This window comes from Campylobacter concisus (assembly GCF_003048375.1).
Taxonomy (GTDB): Bacteria; Campylobacterota; Campylobacteria; order Campylobacterales; family Campylobacteraceae; genus Campylobacter_A; species Campylobacter_A concisus_T.
Window position 1 is genome coordinate 366,984 of sequence record NZ_CP021642.1, and the last position, 19,658, is coordinate 386,641.

Annotated in this window: 21 protein-coding genes, 1 tRNA gene and 1 pseudogene; 7 read left to right on the plus strand and 16 right to left on the minus strand. The window is 34.8% G+C overall.

Features of this window, described 5'->3' with window-relative positions:
* The first annotated feature begins 26 nt into the window (after nucleotides 1-26).
* The 4 genes from CCS77_RS01840 (at nucleotide 27) to CCS77_RS01855 (ending at nucleotide 2,891) form a co-directional block, all read left to right on the plus strand.
* Nucleotides 27-278, plus strand: coding sequence for a type II toxin-antitoxin system Phd/YefM family antitoxin (locus CCS77_RS01840; RefSeq protein ID WP_084042015.1), 252 nt, complete (start codon nucleotides 27-29; stop codon nucleotides 276-278).
* On the plus strand, nucleotides 268-555 hold the full coding sequence (locus CCS77_RS01845; protein WP_021084979.1) for a type II toxin-antitoxin system RelE family toxin: 288 nt from the start codon (nucleotides 268-270) through the stop codon (nucleotides 553-555). The genes CCS77_RS01840 and CCS77_RS01845 overlap by 11 nt, the downstream gene beginning before the upstream one ends.
* 366 nt (nucleotides 556-921) lie before the next feature.
* Nucleotides 922-1,251 (plus strand): plasmid mobilization protein, encoded by a 330-nt coding sequence (locus CCS77_RS01850; RefSeq protein ID WP_107916393.1) that lies wholly within the window; start codon nucleotides 922-924, stop codon nucleotides 1,249-1,251.
* A 47-nt stretch (nucleotides 1,252-1,298) separates the two neighbouring features.
* The gene (locus CCS77_RS01855; RefSeq protein WP_107916394.1) at nucleotides 1,299-2,891 is read left to right on the plus strand and encodes a relaxase/mobilization nuclease domain-containing protein; all 1,593 of its coding nucleotides are present in this window, start codon (nucleotides 1,299-1,301) and stop codon (nucleotides 2,889-2,891) included.
* 676 nt (nucleotides 2,892-3,567) lie between these two features.
* On the opposite strand, the gene CCS77_RS01860 is transcribed toward CCS77_RS01855, so the two are convergent.
* The 8 genes and pseudogenes from CCS77_RS01860 to CCS77_RS01900 form a co-directional block, all read right to left on the minus strand.
* The gene (locus CCS77_RS01860; protein ID WP_009295461.1) at nucleotides 3,568-3,741 is read right to left on the minus strand and encodes a transposon-encoded TnpW family protein; all 174 of its coding nucleotides are present in this window, start codon (nucleotides 3,739-3,741) and stop codon (nucleotides 3,568-3,570) included.
* Between the two features lie 61 nt (nucleotides 3,742-3,802).
* Entirely contained in the window at nucleotides 3,803-4,099 is a 297-nt protein-coding gene (locus CCS77_RS10790) for an ATP-binding protein (RefSeq protein ID WP_107698022.1), read from the minus strand.
* Nucleotides 4,100-4,459: an ATP-binding protein gene (locus CCS77_RS10795; RefSeq protein WP_009295463.1), complete on the minus strand. Its 360-nt coding sequence runs from the start codon at nucleotides 4,457-4,459 to the stop codon at nucleotides 4,100-4,102.
* Complete coding sequence (locus tag CCS77_RS10800; RefSeq protein WP_009295464.1) at nucleotides 4,413-4,637, minus strand: hypothetical protein; 225 nt, start codon at nucleotides 4,635-4,637, stop codon at nucleotides 4,413-4,415. Before CCS77_RS10800 ends, CCS77_RS10795 begins: the two co-directional genes overlap by 47 nt.
* A 201-nt stretch (nucleotides 4,638-4,838) precedes the next feature.
* Nucleotides 4,839-5,183 carry a hypothetical protein gene (locus CCS77_RS10455; protein WP_009295465.1) on the minus strand — a complete coding sequence of 115 codons (345 nt, stop codon included), beginning with the start codon at nucleotides 5,181-5,183 and terminating at the stop codon, nucleotides 4,839-4,841.
* Between the two features lie 757 nt (nucleotides 5,184-5,940).
* A pseudogene (locus CCS77_RS10600) lies at nucleotides 5,941-6,129 on the minus strand (DUF3847 domain-containing protein); the annotation flags it as partial.
* Between the two features lie 501 nt (nucleotides 6,130-6,630).
* Entirely contained in the window at nucleotides 6,631-6,984 is a 354-nt protein-coding gene (locus CCS77_RS01895) for a cupin domain-containing protein (protein ID WP_009295467.1), read from the minus strand.
* 77 nt (nucleotides 6,985-7,061) lie between these two features.
* The gene (locus CCS77_RS01900) at nucleotides 7,062-7,979 is read right to left on the minus strand and encodes a type II restriction endonuclease (RefSeq protein WP_009495139.1); all 918 of its coding nucleotides are present in this window, start codon (nucleotides 7,977-7,979) and stop codon (nucleotides 7,062-7,064) included.
* A gap of 102 nt (nucleotides 7,980-8,081) precedes the next feature.
* Here CCS77_RS01900 and dcm point away from each other — a divergent pair, with 102 nt between their 5' ends.
* Complete coding sequence (gene dcm, locus CCS77_RS01905; protein ID WP_009495138.1) at nucleotides 8,082-9,263, plus strand: DNA (cytosine-5-)-methyltransferase; 1,182 nt, start codon at nucleotides 8,082-8,084, stop codon at nucleotides 9,261-9,263.
* A 2-nt stretch (nucleotides 9,264-9,265) separates the two neighbouring features.
* On the opposite strand, the gene CCS77_RS10805 is transcribed toward dcm, so the two are convergent.
* Together CCS77_RS10805 and CCS77_RS10810 are read right to left on the minus strand one after the other, a co-directional pair.
* Nucleotides 9,266-9,922, minus strand: a complete 657-nt coding sequence (locus CCS77_RS10805) for a DUF4368 domain-containing protein (protein ID WP_009495137.1) — start codon at nucleotides 9,920-9,922, stop codon at nucleotides 9,266-9,268.
* A gap of 6 nt (nucleotides 9,923-9,928) precedes the next feature.
* The gene (locus tag CCS77_RS10810; protein WP_021092745.1) at nucleotides 9,929-11,113 is read right to left on the minus strand and encodes a recombinase family protein; all 1,185 of its coding nucleotides are present in this window, start codon (nucleotides 11,111-11,113) and stop codon (nucleotides 9,929-9,931) included.
* Nucleotides 11,114-11,259: 146 nt separating this feature from the next.
* Between CCS77_RS10810 and CCS77_RS01915 the strand changes: the two genes are divergently transcribed.
* Together CCS77_RS01915 and CCS77_RS01920 are read left to right on the plus strand one after the other, a co-directional pair.
* The gene (locus tag CCS77_RS01915) at nucleotides 11,260-12,183 is read left to right on the plus strand and encodes a Cj0814 family flagellar-dependent secreted protein (RefSeq protein WP_430516331.1); all 924 of its coding nucleotides are present in this window, start codon (nucleotides 11,260-11,262) and stop codon (nucleotides 12,181-12,183) included.
* 72 nt (nucleotides 12,184-12,255) lie between these two features.
* Nucleotides 12,256-12,963 (plus strand): hypothetical protein, encoded by a 708-nt coding sequence (locus CCS77_RS01920; RefSeq protein ID WP_107916396.1) that lies wholly within the window; start codon nucleotides 12,256-12,258, stop codon nucleotides 12,961-12,963.
* 81 nt (nucleotides 12,964-13,044) lie between these two features.
* Here the strand turns inward: CCS77_RS01920 and CCS77_RS01925 are convergent, their stop codons facing one another.
* The 6 genes from CCS77_RS01925 to yedE form a co-directional block, all read right to left on the minus strand.
* Nucleotides 13,045-13,848, minus strand: coding sequence for a cell surface protein (locus CCS77_RS01925; RefSeq protein WP_107916397.1), 804 nt, complete (start codon nucleotides 13,846-13,848; stop codon nucleotides 13,045-13,047).
* A gap of 11 nt (nucleotides 13,849-13,859) precedes the next feature.
* Entirely contained in the window at nucleotides 13,860-15,026 is a 1,167-nt protein-coding gene (locus CCS77_RS01930; protein ID WP_107916398.1) for a Cj0814 family flagellar-dependent secreted protein, read from the minus strand.
* 91 nt (nucleotides 15,027-15,117) lie between these two features.
* Nucleotides 15,118-16,872, minus strand: a complete 1,755-nt coding sequence (locus tag CCS77_RS01935; protein WP_107916399.1) for a response regulator — start codon at nucleotides 16,870-16,872, stop codon at nucleotides 15,118-15,120.
* 104 nt (nucleotides 16,873-16,976) lie between these two features.
* On the minus strand, nucleotides 16,977-18,128 hold the full coding sequence (locus tag CCS77_RS01940) for a Cj0814 family flagellar-dependent secreted protein (RefSeq protein ID WP_107916400.1): 1,152 nt from the start codon (nucleotides 18,126-18,128) through the stop codon (nucleotides 16,977-16,979).
* Between the two features lie 269 nt (nucleotides 18,129-18,397).
* Nucleotides 18,398-18,474, minus strand: a tRNA-Met gene (locus CCS77_RS01945).
* A 117-nt stretch (nucleotides 18,475-18,591) separates the two neighbouring features.
* A complete protein-coding gene (gene yedE, locus CCS77_RS01950; protein WP_107916401.1) occupies nucleotides 18,592-19,650 on the minus strand; it encodes a YedE family putative selenium transporter in 1,059 nt (352 codons plus the stop codon).
* Between the last annotated feature and the right edge of the window lie 8 nt (nucleotides 19,651-19,658).

Below are 19,658 nucleotides of genomic sequence, written 5' to 3' on the forward strand. Positions count from 1 at the left end.
TTTTAGGTATTAAATAAAGGATAAAAATGCAAACCATACAAGCAAATTTCACAGCTAGCATAAGCGAGCTAAAAAAGTCTCCAGCTCAAATTTTAAAACAAGCTGGAGATAATGTTGTAGCTATACTAAACCACAATGTCCCTAGCGCCTATCTAGTACCCAGCTCTGTCTATGAAAAAATGGCAGAGATAATAGAAGAGTATCATCTAAGTAAAGCAGTAGACGCTGCTCTAGCAAGTGGTGAAAAACCAGTAAAAGTAAGTCTAGATGAGTTATGAGTTAGAGTTCTTGCCAAGTGCTTTAAAAGAGTGGCAAAAGCTTGACAATAGCATAAAAGTGCAGTTTAAAAAGAAGCTAAGTGAGCGTCTAGAAAACCCAAAGGTTACCAAAGACAAGCTACGAGGCTATGAAGATGTCTACAAGATCAAGCTAAGAGATGTCGGCTACCGCTTGGCATATCAAGTAAAAGATGACGAGATCGTAGTATTGGTGCTAGTTGTCGGCAAAAGAGAGAATAACGAAGTGTATGAGATGCTAAAGGATAAATTTAACTAAGCATAAAGCTAGACTTTAGTTATCTTTGATCTGTTAGCAGTTAATTTCATATTGCTAGCTTGTCCTATCTAAAGTGCTCTTTTATGATGAGTATAACCCCCTACATTTTTATTATTTTATTTTCTTAATTTCATACCAGACTAAATCTCTAAGAGAAATTTAAAAGCTACAAAAATTATATTATATATTTCATAGTATTTTTAAAAAACACGCATTTTAGCGGCCTGAAGCCTACCGAATTCCTTGTTTTAGGCTATGAAATTTTATAAAATAACCTTAAAAGATATTTAAAGAGCAAGTCTGACAAAAATTTTTATGGCATAGGATTTTTTGAGTGGCTTCTTCTTAGATTGGGAGTAAATTTACGTGAGTTCTGAAAAGATAAAAAAACGCAAGGTAACCAAAGTCATAACTAAAAGACTTAGGCTAAGTAATGCAGAATGGTTGGTAGTTAATGATAAATTACAAGAAAGTGGCCTAACTTTCTCAAAATTTGCCCTAAGAGCTATGTTGTCTAAGCAGATTTATGCACCAATTATGAGAGAGCTTTTAGCTGAACTATCTAGACATGGACAAAACATAAACCAAATAGCCGCCAAACTAAATAGTGGGCAAAGCCTAGATAGAGTTGGTATTGAGATCATAGCGGACGATAATGATGTCTTACATAAAGTATATGAAGCATTGGGTAAATAATATGTCGCTTGATTTACATTGCATCAATACAAATAAAGGCACTAATGATGCTAGTTAAATTTCTTCGTACTTATACTGGTGGTGGCCTTGGGAGCATAAATTATCTTTTAAATGAGAGAAAGGCTGCTGGAACAGCAAGAGTTATAAAAGGTGATGAAAATTTAACTAGAGCTATTATAAAAGGCATCACCTATAAACAAAAGACCTGCTTTGGTGTTTTATCATTTGAAGAGAAGTATGACTTTTTGACTGAAGAGCAAAAACTAAAAATCATTAAGGATTTTGAACGTGCTCTTTTGGGTGAATATATGCTTGAACGTACAAATGTATTATGGGTAGAGCATTCTGATAAGGATGGACGGCTTGAGTTAAATTTCCTTATCCCTAAGATAGATCTTGAAACAGACAGGTCATTTAATCCTTATTTTGCTAAATATGATCAAACTAGAATAGATCTAATCAAAAAGATCATTAACGATGAGTATGGACTATCAAGTCCAGATGATCCAGCAAAAGAGCAAACTATATTGTCTAGCAAGAAAAACATCAATCATTATAAAAATTTGGAAGAGCTCGACCAAAAGCTGCACGATCTGGTTAAGCAAGGCTATATTAAAAATAGAGACCACATGATTGAACTTCTTAAACAAAATGGTATCGAAATAACCAGGATCAACAAAAAAGGCATAACGATCATACTGCCTACTAAAAAAACAAAAAATCGTCTAAAAGGAGGAATATACGATGCAGACTTCACCAGTGCTCAAAGACTTGGAGAACTCAGCCAAAGCTCAAGCAGAAGAATTAGAGAATTCCATGATAGAAATACACAAGCAGAGTGCAGAGAAAATAGGCGAAAACTTGAGGAGCTTATTGTTAAAAGAGATAGATTTAATCAAGAAAGATATGTCGAAAGAACTTCAAAAAACAATATCCTTGCATCACAAGGACAGATCGGTGATAATCTCGCTATCAGCGGCTACCGCACTAATTTTGGGAATAGCAATTGGCTGGGTAGTGCACGCAATGATATTAAAGGAAGAAGTAGCTTGGACGATACCAAAACAATGGAGATACAGCCAACCTACTGCGGACAAGACCCAGAGGGAGTATTACATATCGATTCCAAAAGACAAAGAGATAATAGAGAACGAGAGCAGGAAATTTATATTAATGAAAATGGAGTAGAGGATGACAGCATTAGAGAAAGCATTGCTAGAAGAGAACGAGCGCTTGACGAAGACGATCGAAGACGAAAGGAGCAAGCACGAATTAGAAACAATGAATTTGCAACAAGACTGCGAGAAGAAGCTCGCGATATTACAGACAAATGTGACAGAGCTAACAAAGAAAGTCAAGAGCTTGAACAAAGATTGCAACGACGCCTTAACGGAATCTTTGCAGCAACAAAGAGATATGTACGAGAGTTCAATATCTTGCTTGGAAGAAAAATTAAAAAATTCAGAAGAAAAATTCCAAAATTTGAGAGAAGAATACGAGAACTTACAGATAGAGCACAAGATGCTACAAGAATATGTAGAGAATTTATAGAGGAGCGTGAATACTCCAAAAAAGCCAGCATGTATCACCATGTGAGTGATGTATGCAAGGAAAAAACTCAAAGTCTAGATATGTTTTAAACGTAGAGACTCTACTAAGTTTATTACATAATCATCTCATTTATTACTTCCAAACATTATTTGTTACGTTGCCATTTTAAAAATATACTAAAATATATTTTGTAGATCATAAAAAATAATTTAGTCTAATTATTTTTGTTCTTATGGCTGCCTTTAATCAACTTAAGCTTTTATTAAAAAAAGCCTATCTTGCATGGCCACTTTAATAAAGAAAATATTTTTTAAGCGTGGGTCAAGGGAGCGGCAAGCTATCCTTGCGAGCCTCTATGGAGATGCAAATGGTAACATTTTGTAGCTACATAGAGTATGCTCGCCCTAATATCTGAATTGAATTTTGGCGCATACTGGAATTAAATCAGTCCCACCAAAGAATGACTTAGTAAAAGTAAATTTTTGTAATTTTTGTGATTTTTGTGATTGGCATATTTGTCACTTGTTTATTTTGACTGATAAATTTGGATAGTCAATTATTTTATGGTTACTTTAATTAAAACTTAAAAAGCAAGAAGCTAGGAGGCAAACCACGAATGATATTAGCATCTTAAGCACCAATATAAATTCATACACTAAGCAACAGCACAAACAAGGCAGGTCTGCAAATTTTAGTGATATTTTTAACCAAAAGACCAAAGAAAAGATTAGCGAGCCAAACCTGTAACAACTTGTCAAGGACTTTCTAATCATTTTTATCATTTTTTTGATGTTTTTCACTCTCAATTTCTCTAAGCATTATGCGTTTCAATTTGTCTTGCATTGTTTCAGTAGTATTTTTATTAAAATGTACAACAACTTCATAGGTAGTTTTTCCAATCTTCTTTATTGTTTTTGTTTCTGTATTATTTTTTTGCATATCATCATTCCTTTTCTTGCAATTAAAAAGCGATTAGAATTTTTTACTTTTCCAATCGCTTTCATTCATCTATTAAGTTTTGTGCTTTCTTCAGCTTTTCTTTGCTCTGTATTTTTCTTCTATCAAGTCCCGTTATCCTAAGAGGTAAACACATCTCGATTATCCTTGAATAAATCCTGCCAAGCATTATATCTTCCTGTTCTTTTTCTATATCTTTGAAATTAAGGTTAGTAGTTATAATGGTTGGTCTTGCCTTTAGGTATCTTGCATTGATTACATTGTAAATTTGCTCTAAGGCATATTCTGTATTTCTCTCTATTCCAAAATCATCAAGAATTAGTAGGGTAGGGCTTGTTATCTATTCGATATATTCGTTTCTATCAAGATTAAAGCCGCCTTTTTGTAAGTCGTTTAATATCTGTGCAAAGTTCCTCATTTTTACTGTATGGCTATATTCTGTAATTATAGCGTTGGCAATAGCACAAGCTACATAGGTCTTGCCACTTCCTACATTTCCGTAAAGTAACAGTCCAACATTATCTTTTCTCATTTCTTCAAAATGTTTTACATAGTTCTTTGCTTTTTTGATGATTTCCTTATCTGTATCTTCATCGGCATTTTTAAAGGTGTAGGCTATTTGATTTTTGGATATAAAGCAGCTTTGTCTCAACCTATCTTGTTTTAACAGTTTTTTCTTGTTCAGCTCTATCTCTATCACATTTACAAGCCGTTCTGATAATCATAGGCTTATCCAACATCGGAATTACCTTACCGTCTATTCTTTCATTACAAATCTTGCAATAGATATGTCCGTCTTCTTCATAGTGAGTATCTTTGTTGTAGATAAAATCTGTCCCTTGAATTTTTGTAGTAATCATATTTTCTTTATCATTCATAATTTTAGTCTCCTTTTCTACATCAGGCTCTATAATGCGTTTTTAAGGCTTATTTTTATCTTAACCATAGTCTGACACCTCTTTTATGATTAAACCCTTAAAAACACCTTTTATAGGCTGTCGCTGTCTTCATAGTTGGTTGAATAGGTTCTATGGCTTTTATTTTGATTATTTTTCTGTGATAGCTTTTCTTTATCCTGTTCATACCAATTCATACCAATTAAGGATTGTTACATAGTGGTCTTTGTAGTCTGTGCCTTTACTTTTGATATATCTTAATAGCTTTTCAGTCATTGTATCTGTATGACCTTTCAGCCTATCTTTTAGATTTTGGTATTTTTCATCGGTTAAATGAATATTTTGATACTCTCCATAAAGGGACACTGGGGCAACCTGTTCTATTCTCCTCTTATCTAATCTACCCTTAACTATACTATGCGGACAAACGGTTGACACTTGGTTGTCATTTGGTATACCAAGATTTTCAACCTTGATATATGCTCCATTTTCCGTTTGCGTTATACTTTGCTTTTCTTCAAGATACATCGTTTCTTTTCGTCTGTCATTTCTGATGTAGTTATTTATCTTCCAATAGGTAATGACTATAACCCCTCTTTAAAAGACAATTACAAAACCTTTTGTAATTAGAATTTTTAAGTCATCATCATCTGCCCTCATAGATAGATGAAAATACAGGCATTGGCTACTTAATGGCATATCCAAAAATAAGTCGCTATCCACTATCTTTATTGAAAACATCCTTTTATCTGCCATTTTTCTCTCCTATCTTTTGTTATGAAAATGTAGCAACAAATCGTTACTCCTTTTATCTTTTAAGGAAGTCGTGTTTCACTACCCCCTTTGATTAGTACTGTCTTTGATTTAGGTACACTCCCATTTTGGGAATGTGGCATTTGTCATCTTCTTATTTTTCTTTTGTTGTTTTAGATGTCGGTCTTAAAAATACTTTTGCTTTTCTATAAACTGAATGAGCGTTTTGAAACGGTACAATAGAAAAAGCCGACTTTTGTTGTTTCAGTATGTCGGCTTAATGTAAGCTATCTGTTTCAAATTTTTATTGTCAAGGGTGAGCGATAGTGAATGTGCTTTACCCTTGATGATAAAAAAGCGAATGAATTATATTCAGTTGTCTTTTGCCTTTAATACGGAAAAATGCTTCGGCTTTTTTCTTTGCTCCCCGCAAGGGTAAAAGCACCGCAGGTCGCAAGGACACCTAAAGGGTGTATAATTGCGCCCTTAGAAAATCTAAGGGAATTACAATTATACTATGTCCTTGCGTTTCTTAGTCTTTTTGAAATGCTCTTTGCAAAATAGCCTTTATTTCTTCATTACTTTTCTCGCTTGCTCCCTCAATTAAACTTTCTAAGATTGCTCCTCGCTCTATCAATCTATGGTTTCGCTTTTTTCTTTCTTCAAGGCTCGTTTGCTTTCTGATTTTCTTTTCCTGATTTTTAAGCTGAGATAGTTTCTTTTCATATTTTTTTTCTTCTTACTTGCTTTCAATCTTTTCTTTTACTTTTTCTAATTCTGTTTTTATTGTCCATAAATTTCATCTCCTTTCAAGTTTTTTTCATAAGAAAAGACGATAGATGTTTTACTTTCTATCGTCTTGAATCTGTATTATTCAGCTCGACAAACTGAAATTTGACTTACTTCTTGTATTTCTCAACGATTATGCCTGCTACAATACCTACAATAAATCCCGCCGTAGTAACAGCCGAAAACTTAAACTTACCCCAAAGAGAAGGAAGCGCAGAAATCGCAAGTGCATACCAAAACAGATTACTACTGAGCAACCAACCATATAAATAACTATGCTCACCAGTTGAAATATTAGTAAATAGCCAACCAATCAAGTTGCTCTCACCAATATATCACCAGATATACAGCTATGTATCCCAATGTTATATAAACATTTTTCTTTCTCAAGTATAATCACAATCCTTTGTCAAACGGGAATTTTATTTTCCTGTCACTCGTTTATAGGATCATAGTCGGAAGGGACAGGTGCTACTATACTTACAAAGATGATATCCTCATCTCCAGTATTTTTTGCTCCGTGGCAGGAGTCTTTCTTCGATACTATGACATGGCCTTTCTTGAATGGAACCTCTTCATTAGGCTGGGGGTAGAATATTCCCTCTCCCTGAAGGACGATCCATATATCGTCGGAATTGTGGTGATAGTGCTTTTGCAATGTCTGACCGGGTTTGATAACCCAGACCGATCCGCCTGTAGATTCTGTCTGATAAAACGGTGTTCTGACAGCCTTTTCCGGATCCTCTTTTTTTACAAGGTCCATGCAATAGATTCTCTGTTCGCTCATGATTATTTGCTCCTTTGTATTCCATAGTTTAATCGAAAAAATGCGATTTAATGATATACCGACAAATTCTAATTTGTCTACTTCTTTATGTTTTTTAATCTCTCATCATAATATTCTTCTACAAATTTATGATTTTGGTGTTTTTCAATTTGCTTAGTGATAAGCTCTATCATTTGCTCATTTTGTTCTACTGTGTAGTTGAAATTTTTCCAATGAGAAACATTGTCTAAACATATTTCAACCAACTTTTCAAAGGTTAATACCCTTTCATTATCGGAATAATATGTTTCTTTTATATTTTTTGTTGTTGTAACTTGTATATTAGCCTCATATAGAGTGTTCAATACATCAGAGCTAATAGAAGTATCAAGAGTTGCTAAAAACATTTCTCTTGCACCTGTTCTTCCCATTTCTTCAGGTACTTCTTGCCATCTTTCTCTTAATGTGGTTTTTGCACTAATTAAGACAGTATTTCTCTTATTTACAATGTATTCTAAAACACCCGGAGAAACTAAATCTACCAATTTACCAAGACCTTTATTGACAAACTCTTGTTTACCTATATTACCTTGACTGTCAAGTGGAATCCCTGCACCAATCAAAATGAGTTCTATAATACTTTCAAATTCTTTACCTGCTCTACTCCTCCTACTTTGAGTATTTGACAAAGTCAAAGCATATATATGTTCCGGAAATTCTTCCACAAACCAAGTAATTGCCTCTATTGGTGTAAGAGTTTTGATATACTCATCATCAACTAACTCTTTTAGCATTTTTGAAGTAAAGTCTTTTTCTAATGGCTGAAATTCACTCCAACAGCTATTTCTAAGTTTTTCAACAACTTCACTTGCATTACTTAAAAAGAATTCTTTAGGGACTTTGTCGTATCCTAATGTAATAAAATTATCATAAACTAAGTCATAAGGCTGTTTAAAGCCTTCTTTCCTTTTTTCTTTAACTAAGTTTTTATATTCATCAAGAGAAATATTTGCCATAACTCTTTTCCTTTCTTGAAAAATTTTCTTCTATATGGTACAATAGTGTCAAATAGAGGACAGTTAGTCCTTGAAATAACATATATAAAAAGGAGAATATATATGAATATTATACCACAAATCATAGATAATTCCCCTGCTATTTTAATAAAAAATAAGCGTATCAGATTACAAATGACTCAAAAAGAATTAGCTGATGCTGTTGGTATGTCCAAATTCGGAGATAGGACAATTCGCAGATGGGAAAATGGAGAAAGTCAGCCATCGTCCATTGAGCTGAAACATATTTTATCATTTCCTGAAAAAGTACCTTTCCCCAATAATGAAAATGCCCCCTATAAAATCATTGATTTATTTGCCGGAATTGGTGGTACAAGGCTTGGATTTTACCAAACAGGTAAAACAAATGTCGTATTCAGTAGTGAAATTGATAAATTTGCAGTAAAAACATATAAGGCAAATTTTGGTGAAACTCCTTTTGGAGATATTACAAAAATATCTGAAAAAGATATTCCTAATCATGATATTATTGTCGGTGGTTTTCCTTGTCAAGCATTTAGTCAAGCCGGTAAAAAGCTTGGTTTTGAAGATACTCGTGGAACATTATTTTTTGAAATTGCAAGAATTATTAAAGAGAAACGACCTAAGGCATTTCTTCTTGAAAATGTCAAAAACCTAAAATCTCACGATAAAGGTCGTACCTATAAAACAATAGAAAAAACATTAAAGGATTTAAACTACGATGTTCATTCTATTATACTTAAAGCAAAAGACTTCGGTGTTCCACAAAATAGAGAGCGTATTTACATTGTTGGATTTGATAAGGATAAAATAGATAACTATAAAGATTTTTCTTTTCCAATTCCTCCCTGCCCAGATGTTTCTGTGGGAAATATTTTAGAGCAAAATGTTGATACTAAATACACCATTTCAAATGCACTTTGGCAAGGTCATCAACGACGAAAGAAAGAACATAAAATAAAGGGAAATGGATTTGGTTACACATTGTTCAATGAAAACAGTCCTTATACAAATACATTATCTGCAAGATATTATAAAGACGGGAGTGAAATACTTATTGAGCAAAAAGGAAAAAATCCACGAAAACTAACACCTCGTGAAGCTGCAAGACTTCAAGGCTTCCCCGAAAACTATATCATTCCTGTAAGTGATACTCAAAGTTACAAACAGTTTGGTAATTCTGTTGCCGTTACTGTTATCCATGCAATTGCAAATAACATAATTGATATACTTGATACCTGTACTAAAAAAGAGATTGACTAACTTCAATCTCTTTTTTCTAACTTATTAACTTGTATACCTGCCCTTTTCAGAACCTTTAATTTTTCTTGTTTTCTCTGTTCTCTCCTTGCCTTATACCTTTCCTCATATTCCTGTTGTTTTCCATTTACTTTACGCTTTAAGTAGTTTTGATGAAGTCTATCTTTTCTTTCCTTGATTTTTCTCTCTTCTTCCTCAATTTTTAATCTTTCTTCTTCTTCTTCTTCAGTCAATTCTTCTTTTGGTGGCTCATAGTTACCGATAAAATTAAAATATATCTCTATTTTTTGCTTTGATGTTTGACTACCTTTTCTATTCCTTTCATGAACAATAATCTTTTCTACAAACTCATTTATCATTGTAGTTGTAAGTTCATCAAAATTTTCATATCGGCTTATTAGAGATATAAACTTTTTCGCCTTATCTGTTTCTTTTTCATATCTTGATATTGCAAACTCTAAGTCTTTAATTTCTTTGCTTAAAGCTATTTGCTCTGTTTCATATTGACTGTTAAGTATCTCATATCTATTACTTGGTATTTTTTCAAGTATCATATCTTCGTAAATACGGCACATCAATCGTTCAAGTTCCTGAAGCCTGTTTTTACTTTCCATTAATCTTATTTTTTTCTTTTCTATCTCTACTTTTTCCTTTTCTTCCATTTCATTTTAAATGGAACGGATAAAGGCTTCGTGATCTTCATCAAGATATTTTTTAATGTCTTTTAAGGTTTCCTGTATAAGGTTTAAGACTGCTTCCGCTTTTATCCTGTGAGTAGATGGACAAAGCGTTCCACAGGGTACTTTCGTGTAAGCACTGCAAGTGTAATAGGGAATATTTTTGTAATTACTTGTTCTATGAACATACATTTTACTGCCACAATCTGCATAATACATAAGCCCAGTTAAAGGGTGATATTCTCCCCAACCATCGGGATACCTTTTTACATTTCCTCTTATCCTTTGCACATTATCAAAGGTTTCTTGGTCTATAATTGCCTCGTGGGTATTTTCAAATATCAGCCAGTTTTCTTCAGATACATATTTGCTTTTCTTATCCTTGAAATGCTTTCTTGTTTTGAAGTTTACAGTATGACCTAAATATTCCTGTTTCTTTAAGATACTTACAATTGTAGAACTGCACCAGCGATAAGGATGTTCAAACACTTTGCTTTGATGTAGTCCATATCCTAATTTTTGCTGATGGTAAGCAGGTATATCTACTTTTTCACTTTCCAATATCTTTGCTATTCGATACGGACCATTGCCTTGCATGGTCAGATTGAATATTCTCCTTACTATCTCCGCTGCTTTTTCATCTACAATCCACTTATCTTTGTCTTTTTCATCTTTGATATATCCATAAGGTGGAGAGCTTGCCGTATGCTTTCCGCTTTCCCCTTTTGACCTGAATGTAGATTGTATTTTTCTTGAAGTATCTCTTGTATACCATTCATTCATAATATTTCTAAAAGGGGTAAAATCATCTTCTCTATAAAAGCTATCTACATTATCATTGATAGCAATGAGCCTAACTCCCTTTTGTCTTAAGATTTCCATACATTGACCGACTTTAAGATAGTCTCTGCCAAGTCTACTCATATCTTTTACGATTATACAACCTATTATATTACCTTGATTAACTCCGTTCATCATTGCCATAAAGCCCGGTCTATCAAACTGTGTTCCGCTTATTCCATCATCTGTAAAATGTATGATGTTGCTTAAATTATTTTTACCTGCATATTCTTCAAGGATTTTCTTTTGATTTACAATAGAATTGCTTTCTCCTTGAAGTTCATCATCACGACTTAATCTCTCATAGAGTGCTGTTATCTTTTCATAATTCCTCATTTTTACCCCCTTTCTCTTAGTTTCTTAAATAAAAAAGAATTAAGAAGTACATATTTCACTAATATAGTGATTAAGTGTTCTCCTTAATTCTATTACTCCAAGAACCAGCTAAATTTACTTATACCACTTCTTAACAAAATAGCCTTATCTCTTTAAATTTTAATGATCTTCAAGCTTATGGCTACACAGTAGATAAAGCTGGCTTTATGGGAGCTGATTTTAACAAAGCAGCAGGCTTGCCGCAAGACTTTAAAATCCATAAAAGCACGCTTGATGAACTTAATAGATTTGCCGAGCGAAACCATGTGTTAAACCGCATCAAGAGCAAGGACGAGCAGATAAAGATCTTTGATAACATCGATATGGCCGACACCATAAAGCACTACTACAGACTATTTGATCAAATGACCTCTGCTTTAGGTGATGATAAAAAGAGCTACACCCTTGCAGATATAGACAAACTACCAAAAGGCTACAGCACAAAAGGCACTCACTATGATGCCAAAGGACACTTGCTAAAAGATCTATCAAACTCCACTATCTCAAATATCTACTCTAGCACTGATGAGCTAAATAGCGCCAAAACTCTTAGCAAAGAGCTTTCAAGTGCAGGAGTTAGGCTCATAGTAAAAGAGGTTGATTTTACTATGAGCGAAGCAGGCGATGAGTTTAGCTTTAGCCCTGATATGTCGGTATATCAAGCAGATGAAGGCTACAGCAAAGAGGCTCTTTTTATGGGATTTTTGCGCAGCTCTAGACCACTACCAAGTGATAGTGCAAAGACTAAGCTTAGCAGTGCTGCACTAAATGATATCTCAAACACTGGAGAGCATAAAGAGTATTTTGTGGATTTTGAAAAAGTGGGTAAAGATAGTGAGAGCATAAAAGCGCTCATAAAAGAAAGACTTAAAGAGCTAACTCTTTTAATGTATGCAAGATTAAAGAACATTAACGCAGAAAGTGTTACCTCAAACGAATATGAGAAATTTAAACCAACTAGCGAGAATATAAATTCTCTAGCAAATTCTTGGAGTGAGAGGATAAGTTCTATTAGCAAGACTTTTGTGTAGAGATAAGTTATATATAAACTAAATTATTGAAAGGTCGATTTACAAACTAAGAAATACAAAAGGCTTTTAAATATGATAAGCAGTGTAAATGGATTTACATATCAAAATATGAGGTATGAGCCAGCTGGAGCGGAAGAGAAAAACATACAAGCAAAAGTAGAGCAACAACCTGATAAAAATAAAATAAACGATGATAGCAATAACGCTGTAGCAAATAGCGCTCTACAGCGCATTTTTGGTAACTACATGAGTGGTATTGCAGCTGATGGTAGGATAACCATTTGGGGTAAAGCAACAGGACTTGATAACTCGATAAGCAAGGACGAAGCAAATTCTTTATTGCGTTTTATACAAGAGAGCAAGACAGGCGATTTTATGCCAATGATATCTGATGATATTAGTGATGAGCTGTTAAACTCAGCTGATCTGAGCATCAGTGAATTTAAAGAACGCTGGTTACAAGATAGAGCAAGGATGGCAGAGAAGCTAGAAAAGAGCAATGAAGTTTTTTTCGCACAAGTAGATGCTATGAATGAAGAAGCTCAAAGAATTTTAAATAATAAAAACAATGAGCCAGGCTCAAATGACATAAAAGAAGAAAATTTTAAGCCTATTCAGGGACATAGCAAAAACACTGAAACTTATGACTTTACTAAGGATGAAAAATTTTCATATTTACTTAAGCTTCAAGAGCTTGAGAGAGAACGTGGTATCGATGTGCTTCGTATCATGCAAAAGCTTGAAGAAAATGGTAAAAAGGTTGTCGATAAAAAGGTTTAAATTTATCTTTGTATTTAGTGCAAGCCGCCACTAAGTCATCCTATGACAAGATAGAGGATGATCCTCGTTTTGCTTTATCCATCAAACCATCTTATTTAAAATTTGCTTCTTATCTATCTTTTGCATAAGCTCTAAGACGTCTATGCCTCTTTTTTCTTTGAAATTTAAAAGCTCTCTTGCATAGAGAAATTTTTGATCCTTGTTTATATCATAGGTCTCATACTTCTTCTTAACCTGCATAGGTTTAAATTTCTTCTCACTTTGCTCTTTGGCTAAATTTGCATTGTATTCTTGTTCTTCTTTGATTATCTGCTTTCTTTGTTCTTCAACATCCTTTGTAGCTTTTTCTCTTGCTTTGGCAAATAAAGTCTTAAATTCATCTATACTTAGATCGGTTCTATCTAAAAGACTAAGCGACTCCTTGTTATTATTTGGATAAAGAGAAGACATAGTTTCCATAAAAGCATCAAGTTCATCTTCTTCTTCTTTTGTGCCAAGACCTATTAGTTTGCCCATCATGGTTGGTTTGCCGTCTATAGAGTTTGTAAGCAACCAGTCCATGTAATCTTGGAGTTCGCGAACTCTAAATTCTTCCATATTTTCTGGTTCTCTTTTTGCTGATAAAGCTCGTCTTTCTTGAATGGTGTAATCAGACAGCATATTATCAATTCGATTTATAGTATCTGCTATCCAGCCCTCTTTGCTTTTGTCTATATCTATAAATTCTTTTATAGTTTCGCTCCAGGGTTTAAAAAGATTCTTTGAGTAGTCAAATTTTTCTTCGGTAGCGTTTTTGTCTTGCTTGCCTTCTTTGGCTACATTTTCTTTTTGGATAGTGTTATCTTGTATCGGTGTGTTGCTAAGTCCGTTTATGCTAGTTATCATTTCAACCCCCCCTACGCCTTTATATCAATATCTCTTTTTATACCAAGCATATCTACTAGATATTTTCCAGCTGGGTTTTCATTTAGCTCTTTTACTAAATTTAAAGGTGGCATACTAAATTTTAAAAAGCTATCCATAAAGTCCTTACTCTTCTTGCCATCTTTATCTATCTCACCAAAAAGTAGCTTTAGTATTTTTAGATTATGCTCCATCATCTTTTTAAATGATAGTTCGTCTTCTTCATCTGAATACTTACCGACAAACCCAGTCGTTAGATCTACATAGACAAGGTCTCTTTTATACTTAACATACTCTTGCATATATTCAGGCATACCAGCTAGGTCAGAGTCGCTTGCTTTGTTGAAATTTGCTCCAAATTTCATCTCACCCATAAGTTCAAATAGCTCAAATGCCCTACTAAATTCTTTACTATCTACACTCTTATCAAAGCCTTGTTTCTTTCCAAAAACGGTAGTTTCACCTTCTTTGACGTCAAGGTTGCTGTTTATAACTGCTGCTAAAAGTCCGCCTTTAGTTATAGAGCCATCTTTGTTTGTGTATCTTTCGCCGTGCGGATCGATAAAAACACCACTTCCCACACTCTCTTTGCCACCATTATTGTTATTAAAGATGTCTGTTGTTGGCTTTAGTGGTTGCCTGCCATCTCCACCATTAAAGCTTGGGTTGAAAAAGAGCGTGCTTATCATCTGCTTGTTTGACTCTTTGTAGTTAAAGCTAGAAGCAGCTGCATCAAAGTCGTAAATGGAGTTATGTATCTTGGTTACTTGCATACTTTGGCGATTATACTCAAAGCCTTGAGGGAAATTTCTTATCTCATCTAAGCTAAAGCTTTCTTTTGAGTTTAGTATATCTTCTCCGACTACTTGTGAGAGGATTTTGTAGGCATTGCCAGCAGTCTTTGCTATATCTATGCTTTTAAAGGTGCGACTAAAAAATGAAGTTCCTTCTGCAACATTGACTAACGACTCCAGTGTGCTTGAGTGAATTTTATATCCGCTTGGTATGCCAGCTTGCTTGTTAAACTCATCTGTAAAGTAGCCATCCTTATCTACCTTGTAGCCTAAAACCTCTGAGCTTGTTTGGTTGGTGGCAACTTTGGTTGATACCTTTATGTTCTGCTCTAAATTTAAGGGGTAGCTACCAAGTGCATTTATCATCTAGTATCCTTTTAGCTTCATACCAAAGATATCGTCTTTTTTGTGAAAAGTTTTATTTTGCCAAGGGTTTTTAGTATGCATAAATTTACTCCTAAACTCTCGTATCTACCTTTTTATAAAGCCTATCTTTGCTAGATAGTTCTTTAAATTTGAGGTCGTTTTCAAGGTAGGTGATGTTGTAAATTTCTTTGGTGGTGATGCTTTTGCCGTTTTCAAGTCCGATCAGAAATTTACTTGTAAATTTATCAGATAGGTTTTTAACGAGCTTTGTTCCAAGCTCTTTTAGGCTAGATATCTTATCATCTTGCTTTATGCCCATAGCCTTAAAGTCAAGTCTATTTAGCTCTACATCATTCATGCTCTTAGCATCTAAATTTATACTTGCTCTTTTGCTATCCTTGTCATCTTTGCTGATTAGCTTGCCAGTGTCGCTATAAATTTCTTTTACCTCTAGCTCTCTTCCGCTATCAAATTTAAGCGTGATCGTGCCATTTTTGTTTAGCTTCATAGCTATTACGCTGTCTGTGTCCTTTAGCGCAGCTGCTGCCTTGCTAGTATCACTCTCAAAAGCATGCTTTACTCTTTCTAAATTTTCTAGGCTAAACTCAAGCCCAGTTGCTTTTTCAAACTCACTCTCCATAGCGATCATATAAGATGACTTTGTGACTTTTAGCTTTGAGATGAGATCATCTGCGTCTTCTACATCATTTTCTTTTAAATTTTTGCTTATCCACTCTACGTCTTTGCTGTGAGCGCTAGACTCTTTTTGGTAGTCGTTATAAAATTTCATAAAGCTATCTTTTTGATAGCCTGCGTATGAAAAGCTCTCATCTTGTTTAGGCCCAGAAGGCTTTATGATAGGGTTAAACTCGCTAAGCTTTTTCTTGCCGTCAAAGCCAACTTTCTCATAGGCAAAGTTATTTAAGCCGCTCTCTTCGTTAAATATCTTATTATCCCTAAGATCTACCCAGCCGTCTTTGTCTGCATGGTCTTTGAAAAATTTATTAGTCTCTTCTTTGTCTATCTTTTGGTAGCGATATTCGGCTGAAAATAGAGTATAAGGGTTTGAGTTATTTAAACTAACTCTGTAATCAACCGTGTTTTTGCTAGCAAAGTCCATAGCCTCATGGCTTAAATTTCTAATATCTTTTTTGATAAAGTCGTTAAGGTTTATCTCGCTTACAACTTCGCTTAGTTTGAAAATTTTCTCATTTCCGTCTTTATCGTAGCCTCTAACTTTTAGCTTATCAAAGTATTTATCACCAGAATTTATCACTCCGTCCTTGTTGCTATCAAAGTTAAATAAAAATCCATTTGCATCTAGCTTGCCTATGCCTAGTTTGTCATTATCGTTATAAAGATCCAAAAAGACCTCTACATCACCCAGTGAAGTTTTTATCGTTTTTTCATAGGCGTAGTCATTTAAATTTGTAAATTTAGTATCTGCTGCCGCAATGGGCTTAATGGGAGTTTTTGAATTTATAGATGAAAAATAGGTGCTAGTTTGATCCACTTTCCTTAGTGCTGAGGCATCTTCGCCAAAGAGATATTTGTTTTCAAAGTCCTTTTTGTCCCAGTTTCTCCGCTGGATATCCACGTAAGAAAAAGCATCGTTTGTTCCGTTGTCTGCTTTAGCATACTCTGACTTCACGCCACTGGTGCTGGCGCTTTGGATGATAGAGTAAGTGCTATTTGAGATAAGCTTAGTAGCGATGTCTTTAAGCTCAGACTTTAAATTTGTATTGTCTAAAGTTTGCACTCTATCTACGCCAAGAAGGACCCTTGAATAGATCATATCTTTGGGTAAATTTATATTTATGGGCTCTAAATTTGGTGATATATTCATTTTAAATCCTTTTAAAATATATATCTTATATCGGCAAATATAAAAAATGTTTAGTAGTATGGGGGCTAAAAGGGCTTAGAGCGAATGCCTACTATGTTATATTTTTAAAGCTCTCTTGTCTTCGTCCTCTCATCAAATTCTTTTAAAACATCCATTATCTTGCTTGCTAGTCCCTCAAGCGTGTGATCTTTTTTAAGCTCCAAATTTCTAAGCTTTAAAATCCTAGCTAGTATATCTTTTAGATCTTTCTTACCAGATAGTATCTCATCATAATAAGCCTTTGGTATGCCTATCTCACTTCTATCTTGTTTTGTAAGTATGAGTTTGTCTCTATATACATTGCGAGCCTCATCAGTTATCCTTGTTGTGCCACCTTGCAACACAAGACCTTGCTCGTTTTTTAAAAATGCGACAAAGATTTGCTCCTTTGTATAGCCTTGTTCATTATCATATACAGACATATCAGGCTTAAAGTCATATCCAGCACTACTAACCCACATATAAGGGATAGTATGCTCAGTTGTCATAACTTCTGGAGAGAAGTCAAGGAAATTTCCATTAACTTCTACATTTATGTCTTTTAGATCATTCATTAGCTTACGCGCATCGTCTGCATCTTGGGCTGTCCTGAAGACATGAGTTACCTTCTCATTACTCCTATCAGTTAGCCCATCTATCTCATCGCTCGACATCCTACCCATTAGATATTCGGAATAATCTATTTTTTTATCTTTTGAAAAGTAGCCCTTTGGCATCTTTGCTAGATCTTCGTTTGAGTAAAATTCTTTGCCCTTGCTAATAACTCCAGCTGAAATTTGATCAAAAATTTTATAGTATTGCTTGATGGTATCTGCTAGATCGATATTTGCAAAGCTATCCTCTCCAAATAGCACATTATCTTTTTTTGTATTCATTGAAAAATTTGTAAAGTTTGGGTGTTTTTGATTGTGTAGCACTATCGCATCAAGCGTGCTTTTGTGGATTTTAAAGTCCTGTGGCAAGCCTGCTGCCTTGTTAAAATCAGCTCCCATAAATCCTTTAGCATCTACACTATATCCATAACCCTCTTGTGAAGTAAATTTAGCCTGATAAAGAGAGTCGATACTACTAGATGAAACAAAGTCATTCTTGGGAGTAGTGGTTTGGCTGATCGAATTTATATTTGGAGTGTTAGGCAAGAAATTTGCAAAGCCTTCGCTTTTTGTCTGTTTTTGGTAGTGCTGTTTTGTTAAGATGGAGTTATAAGAGACTTTCATAGCTTACTCCTTGAAATTTAGCTTCAAAGAGTAAGCAAAAGTTGTGCCGAAAATTTAAGAGTGAGATAAATTTAAGTTTGTTCACTTTGAGATAAAAATTTTATCTATCAGTAAAAATAAAAGCAAATTTATAGAAAGCATCTTGTAAAATAAAACAATCCTGAAAAAATGTACCACTTTTTATAAAAACTGTACCATACTTTTAGGAAATTTTAAAGAAAGGGAAACTGCAAAAAGGGCAGTTAAAGTATCGATAAGTAGGACATCTATGGTGTCACGGGGGAGACTTGAACTCCCGACCTCCGGCTTATGAGACCAGCGCTCTAACCAGCTGAGCTACCGTGACAACTTAAAATAAGTTTTGGATTATACAACCTAAGAACTTATTTTTAGCTAAAATTTATCTCACACAAATTTTATAGATAAAAAAGTAAATTTGACTGCAAAGAGCAGCCAAATTTATTTAAGCTTTTTTAGTGAAAAATCCAACGTAAATAGCGTATATGAAACCGATAGCCACGGCATACGGGGCAAAAGGTGTGATGCCAGCTCCTGAGCTTGCTAAGATAAAGTTATGACTTATCGCAGCTCCAGCTCCCATGCCTAAAACAAATACAGCTGAGCTTAAATTTCCAGCTCCCATTTGCACTAGATGTTTGCCAGGGCAGCCGTAGCTTAGGCTAAAGCAAAGGCCAGCTAAGCTCATACCTAAGAAATTCCAAAGCATATCATTGTGAGCGATAGGTTGTCCTTCAAAGCCAAATTTGTATTGATTTAGCACTAAATTCGTTACGCTTGCGCAGACGATGATAGAGATGACGCCATAAAACATCGAAAAGTCACGCTCAAAAATTTTACTGATAGCTCCCACTGAGCAAAATTTACTTCTTTGCATAAATGCGCCGATGATAATGGCACAAATAAGCGAGATAAATAAATTTGCATGCTGTGAGCCTGGGCCTTTTTCTGAGCTAAATAATGCGCCATTTTCACCAAGTTTTAGACCAAAGATAAGTGCTAGTAAAAGCAAAATAGCAATGATCAGCGGCAAAAACCCTATCGCCTTTGCTGTGGTTTCACTCTCAGGCAAAACATAGCCATTTTTCTTAAAAGTCCGTCCCACAAAGACGCCAGCAAATAAGCCAACAACGCCAGCTATGGCGGTCATATCTCCGCCTCCAAGACGTAAAAATGCTCTCCAAGGGCAGCCTAAAAATATGAGGCAGCCTATCATCGCAAACACGCCTAAGAAAAACCTAGAAAATGCCGCGCTACCAGATACTGGAGTGAAATTTCTACTCCAAAGCATGCTAGCTAGAAAGCCTCCGATGATAAGCCCTAAAATTTCAGGCCTTAGATACTGCACGACTTTGGCCTGGTGAAAGCCAAGCGCCCCCATGCTATCTCGTAAAAAGCAAGCCGCGCAAACGCCCATGTTTGCTGGGTTGCCAAAATGAACGAGCACCGGACCAAGTATGCCAAGGCTCGCACCTGCGATGATGTAAAGTAGTGTTTTGTTCATGTAAATTC